At 61.9% G+C, this 24,876-nt stretch carries 21 protein-coding genes and 1 tRNA gene; 6 read left to right on the top strand and 16 right to left on the bottom strand.

Annotation, left to right across the window (positions count from 1 at the left end; translation table 11 throughout):
• Nucleotides 1-221: 221 nt before the first annotated feature.
• The 6 genes from JLC71_RS14755 to yihA all read right to left on the bottom strand — a co-directional run bounded on the left by JLC71_RS14755 (nt 222) and on the right by yihA (nt 10,639).
• The gene (locus JLC71_RS14755) at nt 222-6,032 is read right to left on the bottom strand and encodes an Hpt domain-containing protein (RefSeq protein ID WP_200916275.1); all 5,811 of its coding nucleotides are present in this window, start codon (nt 6,030-6,032) and stop codon (nt 222-224) included.
• Nucleotides 6,033-6,111: 79 nt separating this feature from the next.
• Nucleotides 6,112-8,280 (bottom strand): methyl-accepting chemotaxis protein, encoded by a 2,169-nt coding sequence (locus JLC71_RS14750; protein ID WP_200916273.1) that lies wholly within the window; start codon nt 8,278-8,280, stop codon nt 6,112-6,114.
• Nucleotides 8,281-8,316: 36 nt separating this feature from the next.
• Nucleotides 8,317-8,820, bottom strand: coding sequence for a chemotaxis protein CheW (locus JLC71_RS14745; RefSeq protein ID WP_200916271.1), 504 nt, complete (start codon nt 8,818-8,820; stop codon nt 8,317-8,319).
• Between the two features lie 12 nt (nt 8,821-8,832).
• The gene (locus JLC71_RS14740; protein ID WP_200916269.1) at nt 8,833-9,195 is read right to left on the bottom strand and encodes a response regulator transcription factor; all 363 of its coding nucleotides are present in this window, start codon (nt 9,193-9,195) and stop codon (nt 8,833-8,835) included.
• Between the two features lie 45 nt (nt 9,196-9,240).
• Nucleotides 9,241-9,624: a response regulator gene (locus JLC71_RS14735; RefSeq protein WP_200916267.1), complete on the bottom strand. Its 384-nt coding sequence runs from the start codon at nt 9,622-9,624 to the stop codon at nt 9,241-9,243.
• 364 nt (nt 9,625-9,988) lie between these two features.
• Nucleotides 9,989-10,639, bottom strand: a complete 651-nt coding sequence (yihA, locus tag JLC71_RS14730; RefSeq protein WP_200916264.1) for a ribosome biogenesis GTP-binding protein YihA/YsxC — start codon at nt 10,637-10,639, stop codon at nt 9,989-9,991.
• Nucleotides 10,640-10,739: 100 nt separating this feature from the next.
• Between yihA and JLC71_RS14725 the strand changes: the two genes are divergently transcribed.
• From JLC71_RS14725 to JLC71_RS14705, 5 genes are all read left to right on the top strand, one after another.
• The gene (locus tag JLC71_RS14725) at nt 10,740-11,357 is read left to right on the top strand and encodes a c-type cytochrome (RefSeq protein WP_200916262.1); all 618 of its coding nucleotides are present in this window, start codon (nt 10,740-10,742) and stop codon (nt 11,355-11,357) included.
• 70 nt (nt 11,358-11,427) lie between these two features.
• Entirely contained in the window at nt 11,428-13,491 is a 2,064-nt protein-coding gene (locus tag JLC71_RS14720; protein ID WP_200916260.1) for a cytochrome c biogenesis protein ResB, read from the top strand.
• Nucleotides 13,488-14,606, top strand: coding sequence for a c-type cytochrome biogenesis protein CcsB (gene ccsB, locus JLC71_RS14715; RefSeq protein WP_200916258.1), 1,119 nt, complete (start codon nt 13,488-13,490; stop codon nt 14,604-14,606). The genes JLC71_RS14720 and ccsB overlap by 4 nt, the downstream gene beginning before the upstream one ends.
• A gap of 186 nt (nt 14,607-14,792) precedes the next feature.
• The gene (locus JLC71_RS14710) at nt 14,793-15,272 is read left to right on the top strand and encodes a hypothetical protein (protein ID WP_200916256.1); all 480 of its coding nucleotides are present in this window, start codon (nt 14,793-14,795) and stop codon (nt 15,270-15,272) included.
• Between the two features lie 119 nt (nt 15,273-15,391).
• On the top strand, nt 15,392-15,892 hold the full coding sequence (locus tag JLC71_RS14705; RefSeq protein WP_200916254.1) for a hypothetical protein: 501 nt from the start codon (nt 15,392-15,394) through the stop codon (nt 15,890-15,892).
• Here the strand turns inward: JLC71_RS14705 and JLC71_RS14700 are convergent.
• From JLC71_RS14700 to JLC71_RS14655, 10 genes are all read right to left on the bottom strand, one after another.
• Entirely contained in the window at nt 15,870-16,913 is a 1,044-nt protein-coding gene (locus tag JLC71_RS14700) for a CobW family GTP-binding protein (RefSeq protein ID WP_200916252.1), read from the bottom strand. The two genes, JLC71_RS14705 and JLC71_RS14700, sit on opposite strands and share 23 nt — an antisense overlap.
• Nucleotides 16,910-17,518 carry a ParA family protein gene (locus JLC71_RS14695; protein ID WP_200916250.1) on the bottom strand — a complete coding sequence of 203 codons (609 nt, stop codon included), beginning with the start codon at nt 17,516-17,518 and terminating at the stop codon, nt 16,910-16,912. Before JLC71_RS14695 ends, JLC71_RS14700 begins: the two co-directional genes overlap by 4 nt.
• Before the next feature lies 1 nt (nt 17,519).
• The gene (gene pth, locus JLC71_RS14690) at nt 17,520-18,134 is read right to left on the bottom strand and encodes an aminoacyl-tRNA hydrolase (protein WP_200916248.1); all 615 of its coding nucleotides are present in this window, start codon (nt 18,132-18,134) and stop codon (nt 17,520-17,522) included.
• Nucleotides 18,135-18,234: 100 nt separating this feature from the next.
• Complete coding sequence (locus tag JLC71_RS14685; RefSeq protein WP_200916246.1) at nt 18,235-18,840, bottom strand: hypothetical protein; 606 nt, start codon at nt 18,838-18,840, stop codon at nt 18,235-18,237.
• Nucleotides 18,841-18,994: 154 nt separating this feature from the next.
• On the bottom strand, nt 18,995-19,573 hold the full coding sequence (locus JLC71_RS14680) for a 50S ribosomal protein L25/general stress protein Ctc (RefSeq protein ID WP_200916244.1): 579 nt from the start codon (nt 19,571-19,573) through the stop codon (nt 18,995-18,997).
• Nucleotides 19,574-19,651: 78 nt separating this feature from the next.
• On the bottom strand, nt 19,652-20,602 hold the full coding sequence (locus JLC71_RS14675) for a ribose-phosphate pyrophosphokinase (RefSeq protein ID WP_070530089.1): 951 nt from the start codon (nt 20,600-20,602) through the stop codon (nt 19,652-19,654).
• Nucleotides 20,603-20,663: 61 nt separating this feature from the next.
• Nucleotides 20,664-20,740 (bottom strand) — tRNA-Gln (locus JLC71_RS14670).
• 15 nt (nt 20,741-20,755) lie between these two features.
• Nucleotides 20,756-21,625 carry a 4-(cytidine 5'-diphospho)-2-C-methyl-D-erythritol kinase gene (gene ispE / locus JLC71_RS14665; RefSeq protein ID WP_200916242.1) on the bottom strand — a complete coding sequence of 290 codons (870 nt, stop codon included), beginning with the start codon at nt 21,623-21,625 and terminating at the stop codon, nt 20,756-20,758.
• A complete protein-coding gene (gene lolB, locus JLC71_RS14660; protein WP_200916240.1) occupies nt 21,613-22,128 on the bottom strand; it encodes a lipoprotein insertase outer membrane protein LolB in 516 nt (171 codons plus the stop codon). The genes ispE and lolB overlap by 13 nt, the downstream gene beginning before the upstream one ends.
• Before the next feature lie 17 nt (nt 22,129-22,145).
• The gene (locus JLC71_RS14655) at nt 22,146-23,933 is read right to left on the bottom strand and encodes a tetratricopeptide repeat protein (RefSeq protein WP_200916238.1); all 1,788 of its coding nucleotides are present in this window, start codon (nt 23,931-23,933) and stop codon (nt 22,146-22,148) included.
• A gap of 94 nt (nt 23,934-24,027) precedes the next feature.
• On the opposite strand from JLC71_RS14655, the gene mutM reads away from it, so the two are divergent.
• Nucleotides 24,028-24,843 (top strand): bifunctional DNA-formamidopyrimidine glycosylase/DNA-(apurinic or apyrimidinic site) lyase, encoded by an 816-nt coding sequence (gene mutM, locus JLC71_RS14650; protein WP_200916236.1) that lies wholly within the window; start codon nt 24,028-24,030, stop codon nt 24,841-24,843.
• Nucleotides 24,844-24,876 lie beyond the last annotated feature (33 nt).

Below are 24,876 nucleotides of genomic sequence, written 5' to 3'. Positions count from 1 at the left end.
CTGCGGTCACGCATCAGCGGCGGACCGAAATGGAGCTGCGCGCCGGCGGGCCGGTGCGCTTGGATTCACTTGCAATGATAAAGGCTGTCGCACCGTCGGTCGCGGCCATCGTGCACAAAAATGGCTAATTCCCGGCCATCACTCACGATTTTCATCGATAAAAAACGGCCACGAGATCGTGACCGTTTTTCCATGCTGCCTTGTTCCGGCAAAAAACCGCCTTAGACGGTTGCCAGCGCGATCAGCCGACGAATATGCCCAAGCAATTCGTCTTCCTGATACGGCTTGCCCAGGAAAACATCCACACCGAGCTCGAACGCATAATTCTTGTGCTTGTCGGCGGTTCGCGAGGTGATCATCACAATCGGCGTGGTGCGGGTGCCCTCGTTGTTGCGCACATTGCGGGTCAGCTCGAAACCGTCCATGCGCGGCATCTCGACGTCGACCAGCATCACCGCCGGGGTCACATCCTGCAGTTGCTGCAGCGCATCGACGCCATCCTTGGCCGTCACCACCTGGAAGCCCTCACGCGCCAGCAAGCGCGAGGTGATTTTGCGCACGGTGAGCGAATCGTCGACCACCATCACCACCGGCGCGGTTTCCAGCTTCTCCGGCACCGCCACCGCACGCTGACCGGATGCCGCGGTCACGCCGCGAGCCAGCAGCGCAATCGGGTTCATGATCGGCACGATATCGCCGTTACCCAGCACGGTTGCACCGGCCACGCCGGGCACCCGCGCCAGCTGCGGGCCGATCGCCTTGACCACGACTTCCTGATTCTTGATCAGCGCATCGACATGCAACGCCATCCGCGCCGCACCGGCACGCAGCAGCAGTACCGTCGAGAAACGCTTCTGTTCCGGCACCGTGTCGGCATCGCCGAGCAAACGCGGGAAGTAGGCAAACGGGTAGCTTGCCCCCATCCAGCTCTGACTCTGTGCCTCGTACAGATCAGCCAGCGGCCCCTGCTTGAGTTCCTGTACCTGCTCGATCATCACCGACGGAATCGCGAGCTTGCGCTCGCCGGCCTTGACCAGCAGCACCTGCGTGACCGCCAGTGTCAGCGGCAGATAAATCGTGAAGCGCGTACCAAGGCCCGCCGTGCTGCTGACCTCGATGCTGCCGCCAAGATTGCTGATCTCGTTCTTGACCACATCCATGCCGATACCACGACCGGACAACTGGGTCACGTTGGAGGCGGTGGTAAAGCCCGGTTCAAAAATCAGCTGTGCCAGCGCAGCCTCGGACATATCGCCATTTGCCGCCACCAGACCCAAAGCTTCGGCCTTGGCGCGTATCCGTTCGAAATCCAGACCGCGGCCATCGTCCTTCAGCACCAGCACCAGCTCGTTGCCTTCCTGACGTACTTCAACCAGCACTTCGCCAAATTCGGATTTGCCGGCGGCAAGGCGCGTATCGCTGGTTTCAAGCCCGTGGTCGATCGCGTTGCGCAACATGTGCTCGAACGGCGAAATCATCTTTTCCAGCACGCCACGATCGATCTCGACCCGGCCCCCCTTGAGCTCCAGGTTGACCTTCTTGCCGACCTCTTTGCCGGTCTGCCGCACCAGCCGGTACAAGCGATCCGAAACGCTGGCGAACGGCACCATGCGCACGCGCATCAGGCTTTGCTGCAGCTCGCGCGTCATCCGTCCCTGCGCGGTCAGCGCGCCGGCCGAATCGTCGAGGTTCTTCAGCAGGCCATGCTGGATCGTCGCCACGTCGTTGACGCTTTCGGCGATGAAGCGGGTGACTTCCTGCAAACGGGTAAAGCGGTCGAACTCAAGCGGATCAAAGTTGCCATGGCTGTCTTCGATCTCGCGCGAGCGCGCCTGCATCTGGCTTTCGGCCTGGATTTCCAGCTCGCGCAGCTGGCTGCGCAAGCGGCCGACGTTCTCGGTCAGCTCAAGCAGCGAGCCCTTGAGCGAGAGCATTTCGGCTTCGATCCGTGAACGGGCAATCGCGACTTCGCCGGCCTGGTTGACCAGTTGATCAACCAGCTCGGACTTGACCCGGATCGTCGTTTTGGCATCGGCCTCGGCCGCGCCAAGCAGGAACTGCGGCACGGCGGCGGCTTGCGCCTGAACCTGTGCCGCGGCCGGCTGGCCGCGACCGCACAGCGTGTCATACAGCGAGACGATCAGATCGTAATCATTATCGAGCTCATCCAGCAGTGGTGACGTCGGCGTCCCGCTGGCTGCGAGTAGCCGGCTTTCCATTCGGTGCACGGCTTCCCCCAGGTGCATCGCACCCGACATCCGTGCACTGCCCTTGAGCGTATGCAACACGCGTTTGAGCACCGCTGCGGCTGCGCTGTCGTCCGGCGCATCGCGCAAGACCCGCAGCTGCGCCACCAGTTGCGGCAACAGCTCGTCTGCCTCTTCGATAAAGACCGGCAGCAGTTGCTCGTCGATGTCATCGACAACGCTGATTTCAAGCTCATCACGCGGAACGCCAGGCGCAGTACCGGCGAGCAGGGTTTCAAACGGCGACCTGGCCTCATTGGCGACGTCAGGCTTGGCCGGCGTGGCCAACGGCTCGCCATAGAGTGCCTCGGCCAGCTCGACGTCTATCGCCGTGGCCAGCTCGGCATCGAGCGATACCTCGTCCGTATCCAGCATGATGGACAACTCGGGCTCGACAGCACTCACCGGCTCCGTGCGTTCATCATCGGCAAACCCGCCAGGCGCAATGTCGTCAGCAGTCAAACACGGTTCGGTTTCGCCGAGCCGATCCAGCGGCAGCTCGGCCATATCGGCCGATGCTGCGGCAGTGCCGACGTCGAACGAGGCGGACGACTCATCCTCGTCATCAAAATGCAGCTCGAACTCGTCGAACGAAGGCAGATCGGCCTTGAGCGCATCAGGATCGACGCCTTCGGTCGAAACCGGCTCGGTGACGAGCGCCGGCAAGGGCGGCGCATCGTTGCAATCCGGCTCGCCGCCATCCAGCGATGACAGATCAATACCGACCGTGTCGGCGGCGCCCCCATCAGCCAGTGCCAGCGCGTTGCCATTCTCATCAAAGCTCAGCGTGATCTCGTCGAACGACGGCGTATCCAAGGCCGGCATGGCTTCAATGGCCAGCGGCACATCCATGGGTTCGAGCGCGTCATCCGCAATGCCGGATGCATCAATCGCCGGCACGACGATCTCGTCGAGCAAGCCGTCCAGATCAAGCGCAAACAGCTCGTCATGCTCGTGTGCGCCAGCGTCGGCCACGAGCGGTTCGACACCGAGCGCATCGAAGGCCACCTCGCTGACGTCGGCGGTTTCGACACCATCGAGCATCAGCAAGTCGGCGCCGTCGTCGTCCGCCAGTCCGGGCAGACTCAGGCCTTCAGCATCGAGCAAGGGCAAGTCGCCCAGATCCGCATCGGCGACCGGCACCATTTCGGCGACCGGGCCGGCGAGTGCCACGGTAAGTTGCGCATCGCGCAACGCCGTCAGCGCAGCCAGTGGTGCAGCCGGATCGGCGGGCGCACGCAGCGCGGTGACCGAATCGAGCATCCCGCCCAGAAAGTCGATCGCGTCATCCACCGCGTCGGCATGGAAGGCCAGTTGCAGATCAAGGGCCTGCAGCGCATTTTCAATCGCATAGGCCAGCTCGCCCATCGGCCGCAGACCGGCCGTGGAGGCGATGCCGCCCAGCGTGTGCGCAGCCAGTTCGACATTCGCGGCCAGGGGTTCGCCGTGCCGCAACGCGCGCTGCCCCTCCTGCAAGGTCTCGATATAGCGCTGCGCCTCGTCGCGGAACAGCGCGAACAACGATGCCGACACGCTTACGTCGCCGATCTGCACTTCATCGCCGGCACCATCAAGCGGCGCCACTTCGGCGGCAACCGGGGCGATGGCAAGCGCTTCACTCACGGTCGGCAGCTGCGCACCAAGGCGTAGCGCTTCAGCCCGCGCAATCAGCGCATCGGCGGCGACGTGTGCCGAGCCGGTTTCACCCAGCTCGCGCACCCAGCCGGCGAAGGCGTCGTGCGCATCGGCAACCAGTGCCAGCAGCGCACCGGATGCAGGCACTTCGTCCTGCAGCCATTTGTTCATTACCTGCTCGATCGCCCAGGCCACATCGCCCAGATGCATCAGCCCGACCATGCGGCCGCTGCCCTTGAGCGTATGAAAACCGCGGCGAATCACCGTCATCGCATCGCGATCGCTTGGTGCGATGCGGCTGCGTTCGAGCTGGCCGGCGATCGTCGCCAGCACTTCGACCGCTTCTTCCAGATAAACATCGAGCAACTCGGCATCGATTGCATCGTCGGTTTGCGGCAGCGGTTTGACCTCAGGCGAGGCGGGAGCAACGGCAACCACGGCGGCCAGCGGCACCTCGGCCTCCAGCACCTCTTCAACCGGCGCAGCGGCAAGCTGTACTTCACCGCACAAACGCGCCAGCGACGGCGCGATCAGGCGATCGCGATCCGCACGGCCAGATTCAAGCGCGTCGATGTAGAAACCAAGGCTGGAAAAAGCCTCGGCCAGCGCCTCAAGCCCCCCCTGCTCGGGCAGCTCGTCGCTCTGCGCATCATCGGCGATGCGTTGACGGCACGCCTCCAGCAAACGCACCGCGTCATCGCATTCGAGCATCGCCAGCGCGCCCAGCGTTTGCCGCAGGACCGGCTCCAGTTCGAGCAGGCCGTCACGCGATTGCGGCGCGCGGAAATAACCGTCAAGCACGTCTTCGACATGGCGCAGATTGCTGCGCATTTCGTGTGCCAGTTGCGCCCGCAGCAAGCGTTCTTGCGCCAGCTGGCTGACGGCATCCAGATGCGGCACATCACCATCACGACCGGGTTCGGCCAGACGGGCGAGCATCGCTTCGACCTGCTCGGGGAAATCACTCGCCTGGCGCGGATAATTGGCCAGCGCGTTATCGACCAGCAGCAGCGCCGTCGCCATCTCCAGTGCGTCGCTTTCGACCACGCCGGTATCGGCGTAGCGGCGACATGCCGACTGCATCGCGTCCCACAGTTGCGGCAGGCCATGAATGCCCAAGGACACGCTCGCACCGGCCAGACGGCTCAATTCGGTTTGCAATGACGGCAAGCGCTCGTGCTGCCCTGCCGCAGTGCGCGACCAGATCTCGCGGGCCGTACCCAATTCATCGCGTAGCGCGGCAGCCTGGCGCAGCAGCGCTTCGCTTTCGGGTGACAGATCCGCCGAGGCACTACCACCGGGCAGAAGCGCATCCAGCTCGAAAGCCTGCCGCAGATGCTGCGCCAGCGGGCCGGCGGCATCGGTCGCCGTCAGCACATACAAAAGGTCCCGGAACAGCCGTTCTGCCACCTTGGCCGAGCCATCGGCAAGGCGGCGCAACTGCAAGTTCAGCCGCATCAACAACTGCTTGAGGTCGACGTCGCTCTGCGCGGGCAAGGCTTCGGTCACCGCGGCGGCGCTCCACCAGAACACGCGCGCCAGTCCTGCGGGCTGTGCCGACGCCAGCTCGGCCAACGCGCGCGTCATCAGCGGCGCGGCGGCAGCATCACCACGAATCCAGCGCAACAGGCCCGACTCGTAGCGGCTGCGCTGCTGGCGGACAAAATCGTGCCACTCGCTCGCGGCGACGGTACGCGCCGGCAAACCAGCCGGCAGGGTCAATTCGCCCAGGCGCGGAAAGAACAGCTCGGCGGCACTGGCGCTGCCGGAACGGGAGGCGGCCAGCTCGGCAAAACGCGGCGCCAGATAGAGCGGTACGTTTGGTGCACCGGCGGAGATGCGCTCAAGAAAACGGGTCGTATCCTGAATCGCCGCCTGTGCGTACTGCAACGCATCGTCGCCGGCCTCACCGGCGGCAACCTTGGCGACAAGCTGTTCGATTTCTTCGCAAAAACGTGCCAGCCCTTCGAGCTCGACCATCTGCAAGGCGCCAAAGCCCTGGTGCAAATGGGTTTGGGCATGCTTGAGCAGTGCCGCGTCGGGCTCGTTGCAATACTGGTTGAGGGCATCGGCAGCGCGGGTCAGCGTCTGCTCGATTTCGCTCTTCACCCAGACTAGCGAGCCGCGGTCAAATTCGGTATGGACGCTCATGGCGGGGTCTCTTCGTCTTGGCCCGGCGGATCGGGCGAGGGCGGAGGCCGGCCGGCCTCCGTTTCAGGCAGGTATAAGGTCAGGCGAGCTTGAAGCCCGACACCGAGTCTTTCAGGTCTTGCGCCAACCCGGACAGCTGGCCAACGATCTGCGCCGACTGCTGGGTACCGCTGGAGGTCTGCTCGGTAATGCTCAGGATGTCACGCATCGAGGTATTCACTCGTGCAGCCAGACCGGTCTGATCTTCGGTTTCATGCGCGATCGATTCGATCAGTCGCGCCAGCTCGCCGGTCACCTGGCGAATCTCCGTCAGCGCAGCACCGGCCGCATCGGACAACTTGGCGCCTTCGACCACGCCCTGGGTCGAGACTTCCATGGCCGCGACCGCATCGTGGGTATCGGTCTGAATGGTTTTCACAATCGCACCGATCTGCTTGGTTGCTTCGGCCGAACGTTCCGCCAGCCGCTGCACTTCTTCGGCAACGATGGAGAAGCCACGACCGGCCTCACCGGCGGCAGCCGCCTGAATCGCCGCGTTCAGCGCCAGTACGTTGGTCTGCTCGGTAATGTCCGAGATCAGCTCAACGATTTCACCAATTTCCTGCGAGCTTTCGCCAAGGCGTTTGATGCGCTTGGCGGTTTCCTGAATCTGCTCGCGAATTTCGCCCATGCCCTTGATCTGGTTCTGTACCGCGTCCGAGCCCTTCTCGGCGGCCAGCAGCGATGCCTGCGCCACACCGGCCGATTCGGCCGCGTTGCCCGATACGCCCTGAATCGAGCGCACCATCTGTTCAACGGTACCGGTGGTATCGGCAATTTCATTCGACTGGCGTTCGGCCGCAGCCAGGAGGCCGCTGGTCACGTCCTGCGCTTCGTTGGTTGCGCTGGTCACCTGCTCGGTCGCCCGGTTGATCTCGGTAATCAGCGCACGCAGCTCTTCAATCGTGTAGTTGACCGAGTCGGCGATCGCACCGGTCAGATCCTCGGTTACCGACGCACGCACGGTCAGGTCACCATCGGCTAGATCGGCCATTTCGTTCAGCAGGCGCAAAATCGCCTCCTGGTTCCGCTTGTTCTCGCCATCGGACGCCACACGGCGACGCACGGCTTCCTGGTTGAATACGCGCACCAGCATGTACAGCGACAGCAGCGCAGTGCCGATCAGCGCCAGCTCCAGTACCGAGGTCAGTACGCCACCGACCTTGTTTTCATAGGCCTCGGCCAACTCGATGGTGTCCTTCAGCAGCGGCTCAGAATCGCGAACGATGGCCTGATTGGCCAGGCGCGTATTCACCAGCGGCTGCATATTCTTCGAGAAAGCGCTCACGACGATCTCGAAGTCGTGGAACAGCGAGCGGATTTCGCCAAGCTTGTCGACCAGTGCCGAGCTGGATACCGCCCGGATCTGCAGCTCTTCGCTGCCGTCATTAAAGCCCTTGAGAATATCCGAGAAGGTCGATACGTCCTTGCCGAGCAGGAATACCACCTCGGGATTGATCAACTCGCCCGCCAGCATGGCGTTGGCATTCTTGGCCATCCGCTGGCTCAACATCGACAACTGATTGGCGTAATCGAGCTCGCGGACACTGCCGCCGGTTTCGCCCAGCATCGAGGTGAACTGCTGAGTCAGCTCAAGCAGCTTGGCATCGTTGGTGTTGATGCCGCTAACGCTCTTGCCCACCGAAATCAGCGCGCTCTTCTGCTTCAGGATGGTCTCGACGCTCGGGTGGCTCGGGTTCGGCGCATAGCTCGCGCTCCAGATTTTGCCGATATGGTCGAGCAGATCGCTCTGGCCCACGCCGAACAGACCGAAAAACGCACCGCTGTTCTTGAGGGTATCGAGGTTGTCGCCAAACTTCTTGTAGGCCTCGTCGAGCACCGTAAATGCCTCGGCGTTACCCTGCACCGCCTGCGTCGAAGCCCGGGCAATCCGCTGCGACAACATCTGCATTTCGGTCGCGGTCGAGCGCCTTTCGGCGTTGTGATTCGACGACTGGAAAGACAGAAAAGCCACGATGGCGAACAGGCCGACCGAAGCGATCAACAGCAACAAGAAAATGGCCATTTGCTGGCGGCTGGGCAGGTGCCCGACCAGCGGCACCGGTTTGAGCACCTTCGCTTCGTCCACATCGGGCAGACGAATCTTCTCAAGAATCCACGTGGTCTTGAGGGGTTCATAACCCTTGCCGGCCTGCGTCCCGGAATTCTTGCCAAACAGGTTTTTCAGGCGATCCAGTTTCAAGGCCATGATGCGCGTCTCTTCCCGTATTGCTATCGTTATCTGTTATTGCCCGGCCTGCAAAAATCCGGGGTCGCTGGCGAGTGCCGCAACGTCGAGCGCCAACCAGCGCTGTCCGGCTGCGTCACGGTAAACCGCGGTCGCGCGCGGGTGCACCGCGTCGTCCACGCTCAAATCCGACAAATGCTTCAGGCCGAGCATGCGCTCGACCAGTACCGCCGAATGCAGGATGTACCGCGGATGCAGCAGCATCAGCCGCGCCAGCGGCGAGACCGTCAGCGCAGGGCCGCCAAAAAAGGCCGACAGATCCGACACGCTCACAAGGTTACCGCGCATATTGGCCACGCCCTTGAACCACGGCTGAGACAGCGGCAAGGACGAGACCGGCGGCACCGGCATCACTTCGGCCACATCGGCCAGATCCACCAGCCAATTGTCCTGGCCGATGCGAATGCCAAGGCATGCATTGACCTGAGCGGTGGCCGCGGCACTTTTTAGCCGGGCCATTACCCCTTCCTGGTAGTCGCGCAAACTGATCCGCTTGGCCATGACCGACTCCGTTTACAGCGCAGCGATCTTGGAAAGCAGTTCCTGCGGATCGACCGGCTTGACCACATACTCGGCCGCGCCCTGGCGCTTACCCCAGACCTTGTCGGTCTCCTGGTTCTTGGAGGTGCACATGATCACCGGGATATGCCCGGTTTCGGCATCGCGGGTAATGGTGCGCGTCGCCTGGAAGCCGTTCATGCCGGGCATGACCACATCCATCAGGATCAGGTCGGGCATCAGCTCCTTGACCCGGGCCACGGCGTCCTCGCCCGATTCGGCGGTCACGATGGTGAAACCGTTTTTGGTCAGCAATTCGCCGAGGAAATGACGCTCGGTCGGCGAATCATCGACGATCAGGATTTTCTTGATGGCCATGGCGGTTTTCTTCGCTCAGTACGGATAAATGTGAGATGAAATGGATCAGCGCTGCTGCACGTGCTCGCCGACGGCGGCCAGCAGACTGTCCTTGGTAAATGGCTTGGTGAGATATTCGTCGGAACCGACCATGCGGCCGCGGGCGCGGTCGAACAGGCCATCCTTGCTGGAGAGCATGATCACCGGCGTGGTCTTGTAACGCGGGTTTTTCTTGATCAGCGAACACGTCTGGTAGCCATCAAGACGCGGCATCATCACGTCGACGAAAATCAACTGCGGCTGATGATCACTGATCTTGGCCAAGGCATCGAAGCCGTCTTCGGCAAGGATGACCTCGCAACCGGCTTGCCCCAGGAAAATTTCGGCGCTGCGACGGATGGTGTTGCTGTCATCAATCACCATCACCCTGACCCCGGTGAGTTCCGACATGGTGCTCCTCCCAGCGGGTCAAACGTACTCGGCGTCGACCCTTTTTCGTTCCAACTCGCGACACGCAAAGCCGGAATTCTCGTTCAGACGATCATACCGATGGATTTTTACATACGGCAAATCTGCCGCCAGATTGAGAAAAAGCCGACGTTTAAATCAGACAATTCCGATATACGGAACACATGCCGGCAAGAACGAAGAGGGCCGAGCAGAAAAAAAGAAACCCCGGTCCAAGGGGAGAATGACCGGGGTATACATACGCCCCGGCACAAAGCCGGGGCACCCGCTCAGGGAGGAAAAGCGGGAGGTGCAGGGGCGCACCTAGCTTTCAAGATAGAAAGGTGGCCTTAAAGCGCAAGGCGAATCAGGCGCCGTCCGTCGACTCAACGTCGCCAGTCTCGTTGCCGTCTTGCGGCGTCGCCGCTTTCATGGCGTCAAACCACGCACCGACGACTTCCTCGGTCCGTTCGACCCCTTGCTTCTTCAGGCTGGAAAAAAGCTGCACGGTGACACGCGGATCGCCCTCGAATTCGGCTTCAACCGTGCGCAAGGTTTTGATCTGCTCCTGCTTGCTCAATTTGTCGGACTTGGTCAGCAGGCAATGTACCGGCTTGCCGGTCGGCAGAAACCAGTCGAGCATGCGGCGATCACGCTCGGTCAGCGGCCGGCGCGCATCCATGATCAGCACCAGGCCAATCAGGTTGTCGCGGTTGACGAGATAAAAGCTCAGCAGCTTTTCCCAGTGCGCGCGCACATTGGCCGGCACCTCGGCATAGCCGTAACCTGGCAGGTCAACCAGTCGGCGTTCCTTGCCAAAATCGAAGTAATTGATGTGCTGGGTACGCCCCGGCGTCTTCGAAACGAAGGCGAGCCGGGTGTGATTGGCGAGCGTATTGATCGCACTCGATTTGCCCGCATTGGAGCGCCCGGCAAAGGCCACTTCAAGGCCTTCGTGAGGCAAAGCCGACAGATCATTGACGGTAGTAAGGAACTGCAAACCGCGAAAGAGCGTCATGGTATTTTGTTTGGTAAAAAGTCTTGTTATAGAATAGCAGGATTTGGTTGCAAACCGGCACCCATAGCCGGGAACCGCTATCGCTTGAGGGAGCAGAGCTATGCGCAGCGCGCCTGTCGCAGCATTCGTTGCAGCAGCATTGTGGTTGGCCACATCGGCTGCCTACGCAGAACAACCCAAGGTCGATATCGCCGCGGGCAAACAGAAGGCTGAAACGGTTTGTGCCGCCTGTCACGGTGTCGACGGCAACGCAGTTGCCTCGACCTATCCGCGTCTGGCCGGCCAGCACGAGCAGTATCTGTACAAGCAGTTGACCGAGTTCAAAACCGGCAAACGCAACAACCCGGTGATGCTCGGCATGACTGCGACGCTGTCGGATGCCGACATGCGCAACGTCGCCGCCTACTTCGCCAGCCAGCAGCCCAAAGCGCTTGGCGCATCGGACAAGACGCTGATCGAAGCCGGCAAGAAACTTTACCGCGGCGGTCTGGCCCAAACCGGTCTGCCGGCCTGTATGGCTTGCCACGGCCCATCCGGCTCGGGCATTCCGATCCAGTATCCGCGCGTATCCAGCCAGCATGGCGCCTATATCGAGGCGCAGTTGAAGGCATTCCGTTCGGGCGAGCGCCAGAACAATTCGGTCATGACCGAGATTGCCAAAAAGATGCGTGACGACGAGATCAAGGCCGTCGCGCAATACATGCAGGCGCTCAACTGAGTCAGCTGCCGGTGAACCTTTGCCGGCATTCACTCACCAAGAGGGGCGACTTTCGCCCCTTTTTTGCTTTATGACTACGAAAACTCCTCCACGCCATCACCCCGCCCCGTTCGGCCGGGCGCTCTACGAGCTGCTCTCGTCGATGCGCTTTGCCGTCAGCCTGCTCAGCATCCTCGCGATCGCCTCGGTCATCGGCACCGTGCTCAAGCAGAACGAGCCCTACGTCAATTACCGCTTCGAATTCGGCGATTTCTGGTTCCGTATTTTCCAGTCGGTAGGCCTGTTCGACGTCTATCACGCCAGCTGGTTTTTGCTGCTGCTCGCTTTTTTGATGCTGTCGACCTCGTTGTGCCTCTGGCGCCACGTGCCCGGCATGCTGCGAGACATCCGCAGCTGGCGCGAAAAGGCCGGAAGCAGCTCTTTGCGGCTGATGACGCATCACGCCGAGGCAGAGGGCGAGATCGATCGCGATACGGTGCTCGCGCACCTGACGCAAACAGGCTTTCGCTACCGGCTGCGCGAGCACAATGGCACCTGGCAGGTTGCGGCCAAGCGCGGTGCGTGGCAGCGGCTCGGCTACCTGTTCGCGCACGCGGCCATTGTGGTGATCTGCATTGGCGGCCTGCTCGACGGCAATCTGCCGCTGAAGCTGATGGAGCTGGTCGGCCACAAGACGCCGGAAACCCGCGACATGCCGCAAGGCCAGGTGCCGCAGATCAGCCGCCTCAGCGAGGGCAACCTGTCTTTCCGTGGCAACGTCACCGTGCCGGAAGGCAGTGCCGCCGATGTAATCTTCCTCAACGCCGGCAATGGCTACTTTGTACAGGAGTTGCCGTTCGCGCTCCGGCTCAAGCAGTTCCACGTCGAGTATTACACGACCGGCCAGCCCAAGCTTTTCGCCTCGGACATCGACATTCTCGACAGCCAGACCGGCAAGGTGCGCCAGAGCGGCACCATCGAGGTCAACAAGCCGATGGTGGTCGATGGCGTCGCCATTTATCAAGCGAGCTTCGGCGACGGCGGCTCACCGCTGACCTTTGCGCGCTGGAACCTCGATGGCACGCCAAGCTCGACGCTCGCAGCCCGCTCGCAAGCCAGCACGGCGCTGACGATTGCCGGCCAGCCCTACACGCTGGAAACGGGCGATCTGCGCGTGATCAATATCGAGAACCTGGGCAAAGCCGACTCCACCCAATCGGCAGTATCGGTCAACAAGTTCGAGCAGGCTTTGTCGCAGGCCGCCAGCGTCAAGGGCGAGCACAATCTGCGCAATCTCGGCCCCTCGATCCAGTTCAAGTTGCGCGATGCCACCGGTCAGGCCGTCGAGTACCTCAATTATCTGGCGCCACAGCCGCTTGACGATGGCTTCTATCTGGTCTCGGGCATGCGCCGCGAAGTGGCGCAACCGTTCTCCTTCATCCGCATGCCGCTTGATGCCGACGGCAAGGTCGACACCTTCATGCGGCTGCGCCAGGTGTTGCTTGATCCGCAGCGCTACCCGGCCATCGCCAAGGCGACCACCGATGCGGCCTTCCATGACGGCGCATTCTCGGCCACCAGCCAGACCCAGTTCGCCGAAGTGGCCCGCAGCGTGCTGGCGCAGTTTGGCAGCGGCGGCTTCCCCGCGCTCGAACGCTTCCTCGACGGCAAGGTGCCGGCCGAACAGCGCCAGACCGTGGCGCAGACGTACCTGAAAATCCTTCAGGGTGCGGCGGTTGAAGCCTTCGCGCTGTCGCAACGCCAGGCCGGGCTCGCGCCGCTACCGATGAACGAAGCCAACTATCGCTTCCTGATGGACAGCCTCGTCGCGACCAGCAATCTGTTCGACTATGGCCCGGCGATGTATCTACAGCCGACCGGCTTCACTCAGGTGCAGGCCAGCGGCTTCCAGTTGACGCGCTCACCGGGCAAGACGGTGGTGTATCTCGGTTCAGTGCTGCTGGTACTGGGTATTTTCTGCATGTTCTACATTCGCGAAGAGCGGCTGTGGATTCGCCTCGAAGGCGGCCGGACGCTGATCGCGATGACCAGCAACCGCCGCAACACCGACCTTGATCAGGCTTTCATCGCCCACCGCGACACCCTGCTGCCCCCTCAGGATCAAAGCACCGATCCGGCCGGAGAATCATCATGACCACGCTTAACGCCAAGCGCCCCATCGGCAACATCGTGTTCGCCGCCCTCGTCCTGCTTGCCGCCGGCATCAGCTTCAGCCGCTATCGCGGTGCCATGGATTACTACGAGCAGGGCATCCTGTTCGCCAGCGCCGCCGCACTGATCTGGTTTGGCAAATTCTGGCCGGCCATGCAGCGTTTTCTGCCGATTTGCGCCGCCACCGCGCTGATCGGGATCGGCTTCTATGAGGGCGAACTCGCCCGCGGCGGCAGCAACTTCTTTCTCAAGTACCTGCTCTCCAGCCAGTCATTGGTAATGTGGATGTGCGTGCTCTTCGCCCTCGCCACGCTGATGTACTGGATCGGCATGCTACGCCGTAGCGCCACGGCGCTGTCGCTCGCCTCGGGATTGACATGGGTCGCTGCGGCGGCCTCGCTGAGTTCCAGCCTGGTGCGCTGGTACGAGGGTTATTTGATCGGCCCTGATGTCGGGCATATTCCAGTCTCGAATCTGTATGAAGTGTTCGTACTGTTCTGCCTGATCACCGCACTGATGTATCTGTATTACGAAGCCCGCTTCGCAGCCAGGACAATGGGCGCCTTCGTGCTAATGGTGATCAGCGCCGCAGTCGGCTTCATCCTGTGGTACTCGCTCGATCGCCAGGCGCACGAAATCCAGCCGCTGATTCCGGCGCTGCAATCGTGGTGGATGAAAATCCACGTACCGGCCAATTTCGTCGGCTATGGCGCGTTCGCAATCGCGGCGATGCTCGGCATTGCACAGTTGCTGGTATCGCGCGGCGTACTGGTGAGCAAACTACCGAGTTACGACACGCTCGGCGAAGTGATGTACAAGGCCATCGCCATCGGCTTCCTGTTTTTCACCATCGCCACTATTCTCGGCGCGATGTGGGCCGCCGACGCCTGGGGTGGCTACTGGAGCTGGGATCCGAAAGAAACCTGGGCACTGATTGTCTGGCTCAACTACGCCGCATGGCTGCATATCCGGCTGGTGAAAGGCTGGCGTGGCGACGTGCTCGCCTGGTGGTCGGTGATCGGCCTGCTGGTGGTGACCTTCGCTTTCCTCGGCGTCAATATGTTCCTCTCGGGCCTGCACTCCTACGGCGGCCTGTAATACCGGAACGATGACATCACGATGAAGCCCGCCTCGCGCGGGCTTTTTTCTTGCATCAATACAACAGTGCATCAGCCCCGGCCACACGCTTGTAGTCCGTAAGACTATGCTACAAAAAATGCATCAGCAGCGGCTAAAGTGGCAATACGACTTTCTACTCGAGGCGTACAAAGTCAGGGGAAAAGTATGGAAAACACGGTCTATCACAAGACGGCCAGAGCCCAGCAGGAACTGGCCACCCGTAGCGATCTACTCAGCTTGAAGGCCCGGCAGCTGTTGATCATGATTGACGGCGCACGCAATGTCAGCGTGCTGAAACAGCTGGCGCCGGCCACCGATGTCGAGGCGGTACTGGCCCGCTTGCGCGAGCTGGCGTTGATCGCAGAACAAGCCGGAGCGCCACTGGCAGCGGTAACACGGCCCGTCGCAACCGGCCCCCTCCCCGAGCCGGCACGGCTGGCCCAAGTGCGAACGCTCGTGCAGGACAGCGCCCGCGAATACCTTGGCGAAACCTGGCTCAACCGACTGGCAAGCGCGTTCGACGCACTGGCAAGCACAAATGCACTCGAGCAATTGCTGGAGGATTGGCAAACGGCGTTGCGCCGATCCGGCCATCGCGGCGTTGCCGACCGGGTACAGCGAGAAATTCGCATCGTGCTTTCATGATTCTTTCTACTCGCATTCCCATCCCATTAAATGCACGGGCTTCCCCGGCCCGCGCCGGGCAGCGCGCGAGCGGCTAACTCTGTAATATATTCGTCAGATATTCAGGCAGGGAAGCGGTTATGCAAGGCGTGATTTATCGTAAAACCCCGCAGGGACTCTCCGAGATGCTCAACCGCTCAAGCGGTCTCTCGGCCAAATCGCGGCAATTGCTGATCCAGATCGACGGCATCAAAAGTGCGGATTTACTGATCACCACCCTGGTCGGGCGCGAGTTGCTGCAAGCCCTGTTGGAGCTCGAATGGGACGGCATGATCGAGAAGATCGCCGGCCAGATCGGCCCGGCCCCCTCACCGACAGCAGCGGTAACGGTCAACGAAACCGCATCGCCGGCGATCGGCAGCAAGCAGCTCGCCCAGATTCGCCAGATTCTTTACATCAGCAACAACACCCATTTGCACGGCGCGCTGGATGACTGGATCGACCGGGTACTCGGGCAGTGCAATGATCACGCGGCTTTGACAAACTGCCTGCAGCACTGGCAAACGACAATGAACAGTCGCGGCCACGGCGACGTAGTGCAAAACTACCTGCAGCAAATCAGCGCGATTCTGCGCCGCTGATCAAGGCTGCGGCCAAGCGGGTCTCGACGACGGCCCAGTCAACAGGGCTATCGTTCGCGACGATGAATTCGACCCGAGAATCGCGCCGATACGCCGAAACCGCCGCACCGCTATAGCCATCGACCCAATCGAGGCGATACCAGTCGCGCTCGGTATTGAACACACCTTTGGCGCGAGTCAGCCCCGGCAACAGCATCACGGCCTCGTCGAACAGCGCGGCCAGCGCCGCGGAGAAGAACTGCGTCTCGGCAGGAAATATCCAGCCGCAGCTTTCCGACCCCAGACTGGTTTGCATATTGCGCTGCGGCCAGTATTTGACCGCAGCAGCGGCACTTGCCACCGGGCGGCGCGGAGCCAGCGCGTGCGCACTCGGCGTCGCCGGTGCTGCCTCCGGCCAACGAGATGGCTGCAGCGCCAAATCCAGTAACGCCACATCGAACACGCCCTGCCTTGCCTCGATAACAGCCAGCTTCGGCGGATACAGCGCGGCAGCAAAGCGTCGCGCCCGTTCGATCTGCTCGACGTCGGCGAGATCGATCTTGTTCAGCACCAGCACATCGGCCAGTTCGATCTGGTCACGCCAGGTTTCGTGCGAGGTATAGCGGCTATCGTCGAGGTGGCGGGCATCGATGAGCGTGACCACCGCCTGCGTTGCATACACCTTGGACAAAAAAGGATCGCGCAACAGGTCGATGATGCCGGCCGGATGCCCCAACCCCGAGGGTTCGATCAGTAGCCGATCGGGCCGGCGGCCCCGCGCCAGCTTGGTCAAGGTGGTACGCAACATCGGGCTGGTGGTGCAGCAGATGCAGCCACCCGGCACCTCGGCGACCTGCAAACCCTCGCCGGCCGACGATAAGGTCGCGCCATCAATGCCGACTTCGCCAAACTCGTTGACGATGACCGCCCAGTATTCACCGGCCGGCTTATCCGCCAGCAGGCGCATCATGGCGGTGGTTTTGCCGACACCGAGAAAACCGCTGACCAGATTGACAGGGATGCGGGAATTCGAAGACGTCATGGGAGCCAATCCAGCAGAGGTTGCCATTGCGCATAATCGCGCTCGAAGCGCGGCCGTGGCAGATCGAACAGCGTCAGCCCGCGTGGCTGCAGCTGCACATAGAGCTGGGTATCGCGAATGGTCGCGCATAACGGCAGGGCCGCCTCGTCGACAAACGCGGTGAAATCCCGCGCGGTTTGCGTGCGCGGATTGACGCGCATGCCCAGCAAGCTCAGCTCGACCTTGCCCTTGCGCACGCGCTTCTCGTCAGCGAGCCGGGCGAAGAAATCGGCGCAGGCCCAGCGATCGAATGCCGCCGGCTGTAGTGGCACAACCACGTGGGATGCACTACGCAAGGCCGCGTCGAACAGTTTGCCGTGCAAGCCAGCCGGGCTGTCTATCACCTGCACCGCACCTGCGGGCAAGCGGTCGATGATTTCATCGCGGCCGCGAATCGGCGGAAATTTCTCCGACCGCTGCGCCAGCCAGCGCAAGGCCGAGCCTTGCCGATCCAGGTCACTCAACACCACCGGGCGATTTTGCCAGGCAAACCACGCCGCCAGCTGTACCGCCACCGTTGTCTTGCCGCTACCGCCCTTGGGATTGGCAACCAGGATCGTATGCATCTCAGACTCCGGGAGCCGGCTTGTGCTGCCGCTTCTTGCTGTCGTCGGTGTGCAGCTTTTGCATCGCCGCGCCGGTATCGCCGGCGAGCAGCAGCGGCAGAATGTGGTGCGCCCGGATCAGCGCATCGTCGATCGCATCCTGCTCTTCCTTGCGCGGCGGTTTGAGCACGAAATTGACAACCTCGTTGCGCTCACCCGGATGGCCGATGCCGACTCGCAGCCGCCAGTAATTCGGTGTCGACAGATGAGTACCGATGTCGCGCAAGCCATTGTGGCCACCATGACCACCGCCCTGTTTGAGCTTGATTTCGCCCGCAGGCAGATCGAGCTCGTCGTGCACGACGAGGATTTCGTTCGGCAGTATTTTATAGAATTGCGCCAAGGCGACCACCGACAGGCCGCTCTTGTTCATATAGGTCTGCGGCTCCAGCAGCCAGACCTCGTGGCCCGAAAAGCGGGCACGGCCGGCGAGGCCGTGGAATTTGGCGTCGTGCCGCAAGGAAATGCCGGCATCGCGCGCCAATTGGTCGACCCACCAGAAACCGGCGTTGTGGCGCGTTGCAGCATATTCGGCGCCCGGATTACCAAGGCCGACGATCAGTTTGATTGGAGACATCGATAGCAATACAAATGGCCCGCCCAAGGCAGGCAAGGCCATCATGATAACGCGAGTCGGACGATGTTTCAGTGACACGCCCTGCTGGGTGCGCCGAGGCTCAAGCCCCCATGGCCTTGAGTTTGGCCCTGGCTTGCGCATTCGGCCACTGGCGGATCAGCCGCGGCGAGCCGTCGGGCGTCAGATACAGCCGCGCCGCCTCAGCCTTCGGCGATTGCAGTTCAACCACCCAGCCACCGAACCACGCCCAGCGCGCCGAGTCGGGCTTGAGTCGGTAGTCGCCCAGCCAGTTGTCATTGCTCGCCACCTGTTGCCAGCGCACCGCGCCATCGCCATCGCGCAGCACCAGCCAGCTATTGACCTCCCCCTGTTGCGGCGCGTACTGCTCAAGCCGCCAGCCGGGCCAGCCTATCGTGACAGCCGAATCGGGCGTGCGCGGCGGTGGGCTGGATTGAAAGCGTGGCGACTGCACATCGGTGAAATAGGGTAGGTAATCAAGCCCGTCCTGACGCGAATGGAACGGCGAAACACCCCAGCGCGGCATCAGCCAGTACAGCAGCAGGATCACGCCCAACACACCCCACATCAGCCACACCTTGGCACGATGCCGCGGCGGAATCACCGGCAGATTGGCGAGCCACTCAAGCGGGCTCGGGATATGCCGGCGAACCGGATCCTGACCTTCGGGCTGTTCCTTCCAATGCATAAAATCCCTGAACCGAAGAAGAAAGACCTCAATGTAGTACAGCACAGAAGCTTGACGATGCCCTGTCAGCAGGCAGGCAAAACCAGCAAAACAACAGGCAAGAAAAAACCCGCCGGACTTGCGTCGCGGCGGGTTTCAAACGGAAAGGGCTGGATTAACCGGCCTTGGCACCGTTCAGGCTGGCAACGGCAAGGCCTTCACCGCGCACCAGCGCCATCAGCTCGATGCCTTCCGGCAGCTGGATGTTGCTCAGGTTGGCAATGGTGTTGCCAACGGCCAGCTTGCTCAGATCCACATTGAGGAATTCCGGGATCTTGGTGGCAACGCAACGAACCATCACATCGTTGAGGATGTAGCTCATCGTGCCGCCTTGCATCTTCACGCCTTCGCAAACATCAGCGCCGATGAAGTGCAGCGGAACGCGCACTTCAACCGTGGTGTTTTCGTCAACGCGCTGGAAGTCCAGATGCAGCACTTGTTGCTTGAACGGGTGATAGTTCACCGAGCGCAGCAACACCTGTTCGATCTTGCCTTCCACGGCGAGCTTGATCAGCGCGGTGTGGAATGCTTCTTCTTTCAGGGTGTAGTACATGCTGTTGTGATCGAGTTCGATCGCCAGCGGGGCAACGTTGCCGCCGTAGACGATACCTGGCAATTTGCCAGCCTTGCGCAGGCGGCGGCTCGCACCGGTACCCTGGGCAGCGCGGGCTACAGCTTGAATTTCGTAAGTCATGGTGTGCTCCATAGCATTAAAAGCAACAGCCTCCCGCGACCAGGAAGGCTGTCGATTCCGGGGGATGATTCCCCTGAATTAGTCAACGAACAGCGATGAAACCGACTCTTCGTTGTTGATGCGGCGCATCGTCTCGGCCAGCAGGCCGGCGATCGATACGCAGCGGATGCGGCCCGACAGCTCGGCGGCGTCGGAGAGCGGAATGGTATCGGTGACGACGACTTCGTCCAGATCCGACTGCACGATGCGCTCGACCGCGGCACCCGAGAACACCGGGTGCGTCGCATACGCCAGCACGCGCTTGGCGCCATGCGCCTTCAGCGCGGCGGCGGCCTTGCACAGGGTGTTGGCGGTATCGATCATGTCGTCGACGATCAAACAGGTGCGGTCTTTCACGTCGCCGATGATGTGCATCACTTCGGCGACGTTGGCTTTCGGACGACGCTTGTCGATGATCGCCATATCGGTACCGAGCTGCTTGGCCATCGCACGGGCCCGCAGCACGCCGCCGACGTCGGGCGACACAACCATCAGGTTCTCGTAGTTTTGCGCGCGGATATCGGCGAACAGCACCGGGGTCGAGTAGATGTTGTCGACCGGGATATCAAAGAAGCCCTGAATCTGGTCGGCATGCACATCGACGGTCAGCAGACGGTCGACACCGGCGGCCTGCAGCATGTTGGCGACGACCTTAGCCGAGATCGGTACACGCGCCGAACGCGGGCGGCGATCCTGACGGGCGTAGCCGAAGTAAGGAATGGCGGCGGTGATCCGGCCGGCCGACGCACGCTTGAGCGCATCGACGATCAGGATCAGCTCCATGATGTTGTCGTTGGTTGGCACACAGGTCGACTGCAGCACGAAGACGTCGCGACCGCGAACGTTTTCCAGCAGCTCGACCGTCACTTCGCCATCGGAGAAGCGGCCGACGGTAGCCCGGCCCAGTGAGATGTCGAGGTGATTGACAACACGATCGGCAAGCTTGGGGTTAGCGTTGCCGGTAAAGACCATGAGGCTGTCGTAAGCCATTTTCAAACCCTAGAAAAACGAAAAGCGTGTAACCCGGGTTACACGCTTTTCTTTTCGAATTTGGCAGGGGAAGAAGGATTCGAACCTTCGCATGTCGGAATCAAAATCCGATGCCTTAACCAACTTGGCGACTCCCCTAGCGGCACTTGCCGATTACCCGGCAAATTCTTTCAACGGATGACGATCAATCGCTTTCGCAACCCATCCGGTCATGTCCCGAGGAAGCAGCGATACTACTGTATTCGCGCCGGCTTGTGAAGAAAAATGTGCAAAAACACAACTCCCCGAACCGGTCATCCTTGCCGGTGAAAACCGGCTCAGCCAAGCGATGTATTGCTCGACCAGAGGATGCTTCCTCGCCGCCACTACCTGCAAATCGTTGCGAGTAGTTGCAGTGCTGAGGTCGCGCATATTAAGTGACGGCGTATCGCGTGTCAAGCTTGGGTCGGAAAAAATTTCCGGCGTCGGCACGTGCACCGGCGGCTGCAACACCACGTACCAGCCATCGGCGCTCGCCACCGCGCGCATTTTCTCACCGACGCCTTCGACGAAGGCGGCTTCGCCGAACAGGAAGAACGGCACATCCGCGCCCAGCGCCAAACCAAGCTGCATCAGGCGCTCCCGGCTCAGATCCAGTCGCCACAAACGGTTCAGCGCCAGCAGCACCGTCGCCGCGTCCGAGCTGCCGCCGCCGACACCACCGCCCATGGGTAGGTGTTTGTCGATGTTGATCTCGACGCCAAGAGAGCAGCCGGTTTCGCGCTGCAGCAGCCGTGCCGCACGCACGGTCAGATCGCTATCGCTCGGCACCCCCGGTAGCGGATCAACGCGGACAACCTCGCCATCGTCGCGCAGCCGCAGGCGGATGGTGTCAGCCAGATCAATCAGCTGGAAGACCGACTGCAACAGGTGGTAGCCGTCATCGCGGCGGCCAATGATGTGCAGGAACAGGTTGAGTTTGGCCGGCGCCGGAAACGCGCGCCAGCCATCGGCGTCGGCCGGGAAGTCGTTCAGGGTTGCCATTCGGAAATCGCAATTCGCAGTTCAATATCTGGGCGGGTGAGGTAGAGGCGGCGCGGCAGTTGCTGGCCATTGCCCCGAGACAGCCAGTCGGACAATTCGATCTGCCAGCCGGCCTGATGAATGATGCGCTTGCCATCGGCATCGCTGATGCTCGCCGGGCTGGCCGGATCGGCCTCGCCCTTGAGCCAGTGTGCAAGGCCGTTGACCGGCACCGACCAGCCCAGCCCCTCCTGCAGCAGCGCATCGGCGTCGCCAGCGCTCAACACCCGGCCGTTGGCATCACGGTAGCTCGCGCCACCGGACGTCAGCGTCAGTTCGGCCAGCGTCTGGCCAAGCGGGTTATTCAGTGCCAGCCGGTTCTCGGTGGCGCGCCAAGTCCAGATGAAGTTGGCATATTCATTGCCTTGCGCTCGCTTGATGCTGACCCGCCCCAAGGCAGCCAGCTCGCCGGGAGCCGGCGCGGGCAAGGTCGAGCAGCCCGCCAGCAGGATGACGGCGAGCAAGACGGTAAACCGGCGGCTCACTGCGCACCCAGCCGCTGAACCGCCTCGCGCAGGATTTCACTCTGGGGGTCGAGCAGTCTGGCGGCGTCAAACAGCTTTTGTGCCGCCCTCTTGTCTCCCAGTTGCCAGAGCACTTCACCCAAGTGCGTACCGATTTCCGGATCAGGCATCTTGGCATAGGCTTTTTCCAGCAGCGCCCGTGCTTCAGCAGGCTTGCCCTGCCGAAAACGCAACCAGCCAAGACTGTCGAGAATGGTCGGGTTGTCGGGCTCCTTGACGATAGCGGCATTCAGCAGCTTCTCGGATTCGGCCAGCCGCGCCGTATCCGCCAAAGTGGAGCGGTTCGCCAGCGTATAACCCAGCGCGTTCTGCCCCATGACGCTATCGGGTTCAAGCGCCAGATAGCGGCGCAACTCGGCCTCGGATTCGGCGTAATCACCCAGCAGATCGGCGAACAGCGAACGGTCATAGATCAGGTCGGCGTTGCCCGGATAACGCTTGAGCCCCTCGCCCAATACGTCGTAGCCCTTGCGATACTGCCGCGCCTCGCGCCACACCGAGGCGGTCAGCTGGAGGTTTGCAACCCGCGCCTCATCGGTTTCGGCCGGCAGCGTTTTGAGCAGCGCCAGCGCACCGTCGGTATCGCCCAAACGCGCGAGCACACGCACCAGTCGTTTGTCGGCCGCGGGTTTGAATTCGCCGTCGACGCCCTGATACCAGTCACGCGCCTCGGGAAAGCGGTAACGCTCCTCGGCGATCTGACCGAGGTAATAGCGCAGGTTGCCGGTTTGCTGCGGAGCCAGTTCGGTGGCCCTCGACAATCGTTGCTCGGCGGTGTCCAGATCGCGCATTTGCAGCGCCACCAGACCGCTGCCCATCAGCGCCTCGAGATTGTTCGGCTGCAACACGAGCATCTGGTCGTAAACCTTGAGCGCCGCGGCAAATTGCGAGGCTTCAACGTATTCGCGCGCCAGCACCGATCGCAAGGCCATCGATTTGGGTACGCGCCGCTCGGCTGACTGGAGGTAATCGATGCGCGCCTGTGGCGTCGACGATTTGCCCATCAACTGCGCGCGATACAGGATTGCCGGCTCCCAATCGGGCTTGAGCCGGTTCGCCTCATCGAGCTCTTTGAGCGAATCGTCGAGACGGCCGACATTCGCCAGTGCCACGGCACGGGCAAAGCGCGCCTCGGCGAGCTGCGGGTACGGCGTGGTCAGTTCTTCGGTCAAGCGCAAGGCGGCCTCGCGGTCGGTGTTCTTGTCCCAGAGCATGTGCATTTGCAGGAAGAACGGCGCGATTTCCTGCGGCTGTGCCGCGAGCAGTGCCTGCATGTGCGGCTTGGCTTCGTCGAGCCGGTTGGCGCGAATCAGCAGGCTGAGCATGACCTGACGTGCGGCGATCGAATCGGGCACCGCGTCTATCCAGCGCTGCGCATCGTCACGGGCGATTGCCAACTGACCACTGCCGATGGCGACTTCGGTCGCCCGGCGGGCAACGCGCGGATCATTGGTCTTCAGCACAAGGTCGTGCCAGGTTTGCGCGGCCAGTTGCGGCTGATTGCGTTGCAGCGCGATATCGCCAACCAGAAAGCGCATCAGCAGTTCGCTGGTCAGCGGCTGGTTGGGTAGTTTATCGGCCGGAATCTCGTCACCATCCGGCTCTGGCGTCGCGTCCGCGGCCGGTTCGCTGGCATGGCTGGGCGCGGTCGGCGCCGAACTCAGCGATGCGCAAGCCGATAGCCCGAACGCCAACAACAGCGCCGACAATAAACGCGAGATACGAACGACGGGCGGTTTGGTCATAACGACGGATTTGCCTGTTTTATGTTAGACAGACTGATCTTAATGAATCGGCGGCGGCGCGTCCAAACGCCGGCACGCCCTCACAGTAAAGACCATGCCAGAACTTCCTGAAGTCGAAACTACACGCCGTGGCGTTGCGCCCTATCTCGAGCTAGCCACGGTTCGTGAACTGGTGATCCGCGAAAGCCGGCTGCGCTGGCCGATTCCAGCCGATTTGCCGGCGCGTATCGCCGGCCAGCCGATCCGCAACCTCCGCCGCCGCGCCAAGTATCTGCTGATCGGTTTCGATACCGGCACGCTGATCATTCACCTCGGCATGAGCGGCAGCCTGCGCGTACTGACCGAGGCCTTCCCGCCGGAAAAACACGACCATTTCGACCTGGTGCTCGCGTCGGGCGTACGCCTGCGCTACCGCGACCCGCGCCGCTTTGGCGCGCTGCTGTGGGCCGACGGTGACGCCAGCGAGCACCCGCTGATCGCCGCGCTCGGGCCGGAGCCACTCTCCGATGCCTTCGACGCCGGCCACCTCGCCGCGGCGCTGCAGCGGACGCGCCGCGCGGTGAAGCTGGCGATCATGGATAACCACGTCGTCGTCGGTGTCGGCAATATCTATGCGTCCGAGTCGCTGTTTCGCAGCGGCGTGCATCCGGAACGAGCCGCCGCCACACTCAATCCCGAGGAGATCGATCGTCTGGTTGCGGCGATCAAGGCCACGCTGACCGAGGCCATCAGCGCCGGCGGCAGCACGCTGCGCGACTTCGTCGACTCCGAGGGCAAGCCCGGTTACTTCCAGCTCAATGCCTTTGTTTATGGCCGGAATGACACACCCTGCCGCGTTTGCGGCACGCTCATCCGGCAAATTCGTATCGGCCAGCGGACAAGCTACTACTGCCCCCACTGCCAGCGTTGACAAGGGCTGTAGCGGCGGGCGATAACAGCGGCA

It is taken from the genome of Jeongeupia sp. HS-3 (assembly GCF_015140455.1).
In the GTDB taxonomy this organism is placed as follows: domain Bacteria; phylum Pseudomonadota; class Gammaproteobacteria; order Burkholderiales; family Chitinibacteraceae; genus Jeongeupia.
Note: the sequence above shows the minus strand (reverse complement) of the source record. Positions and strands in the feature narration are given on the sequence as shown.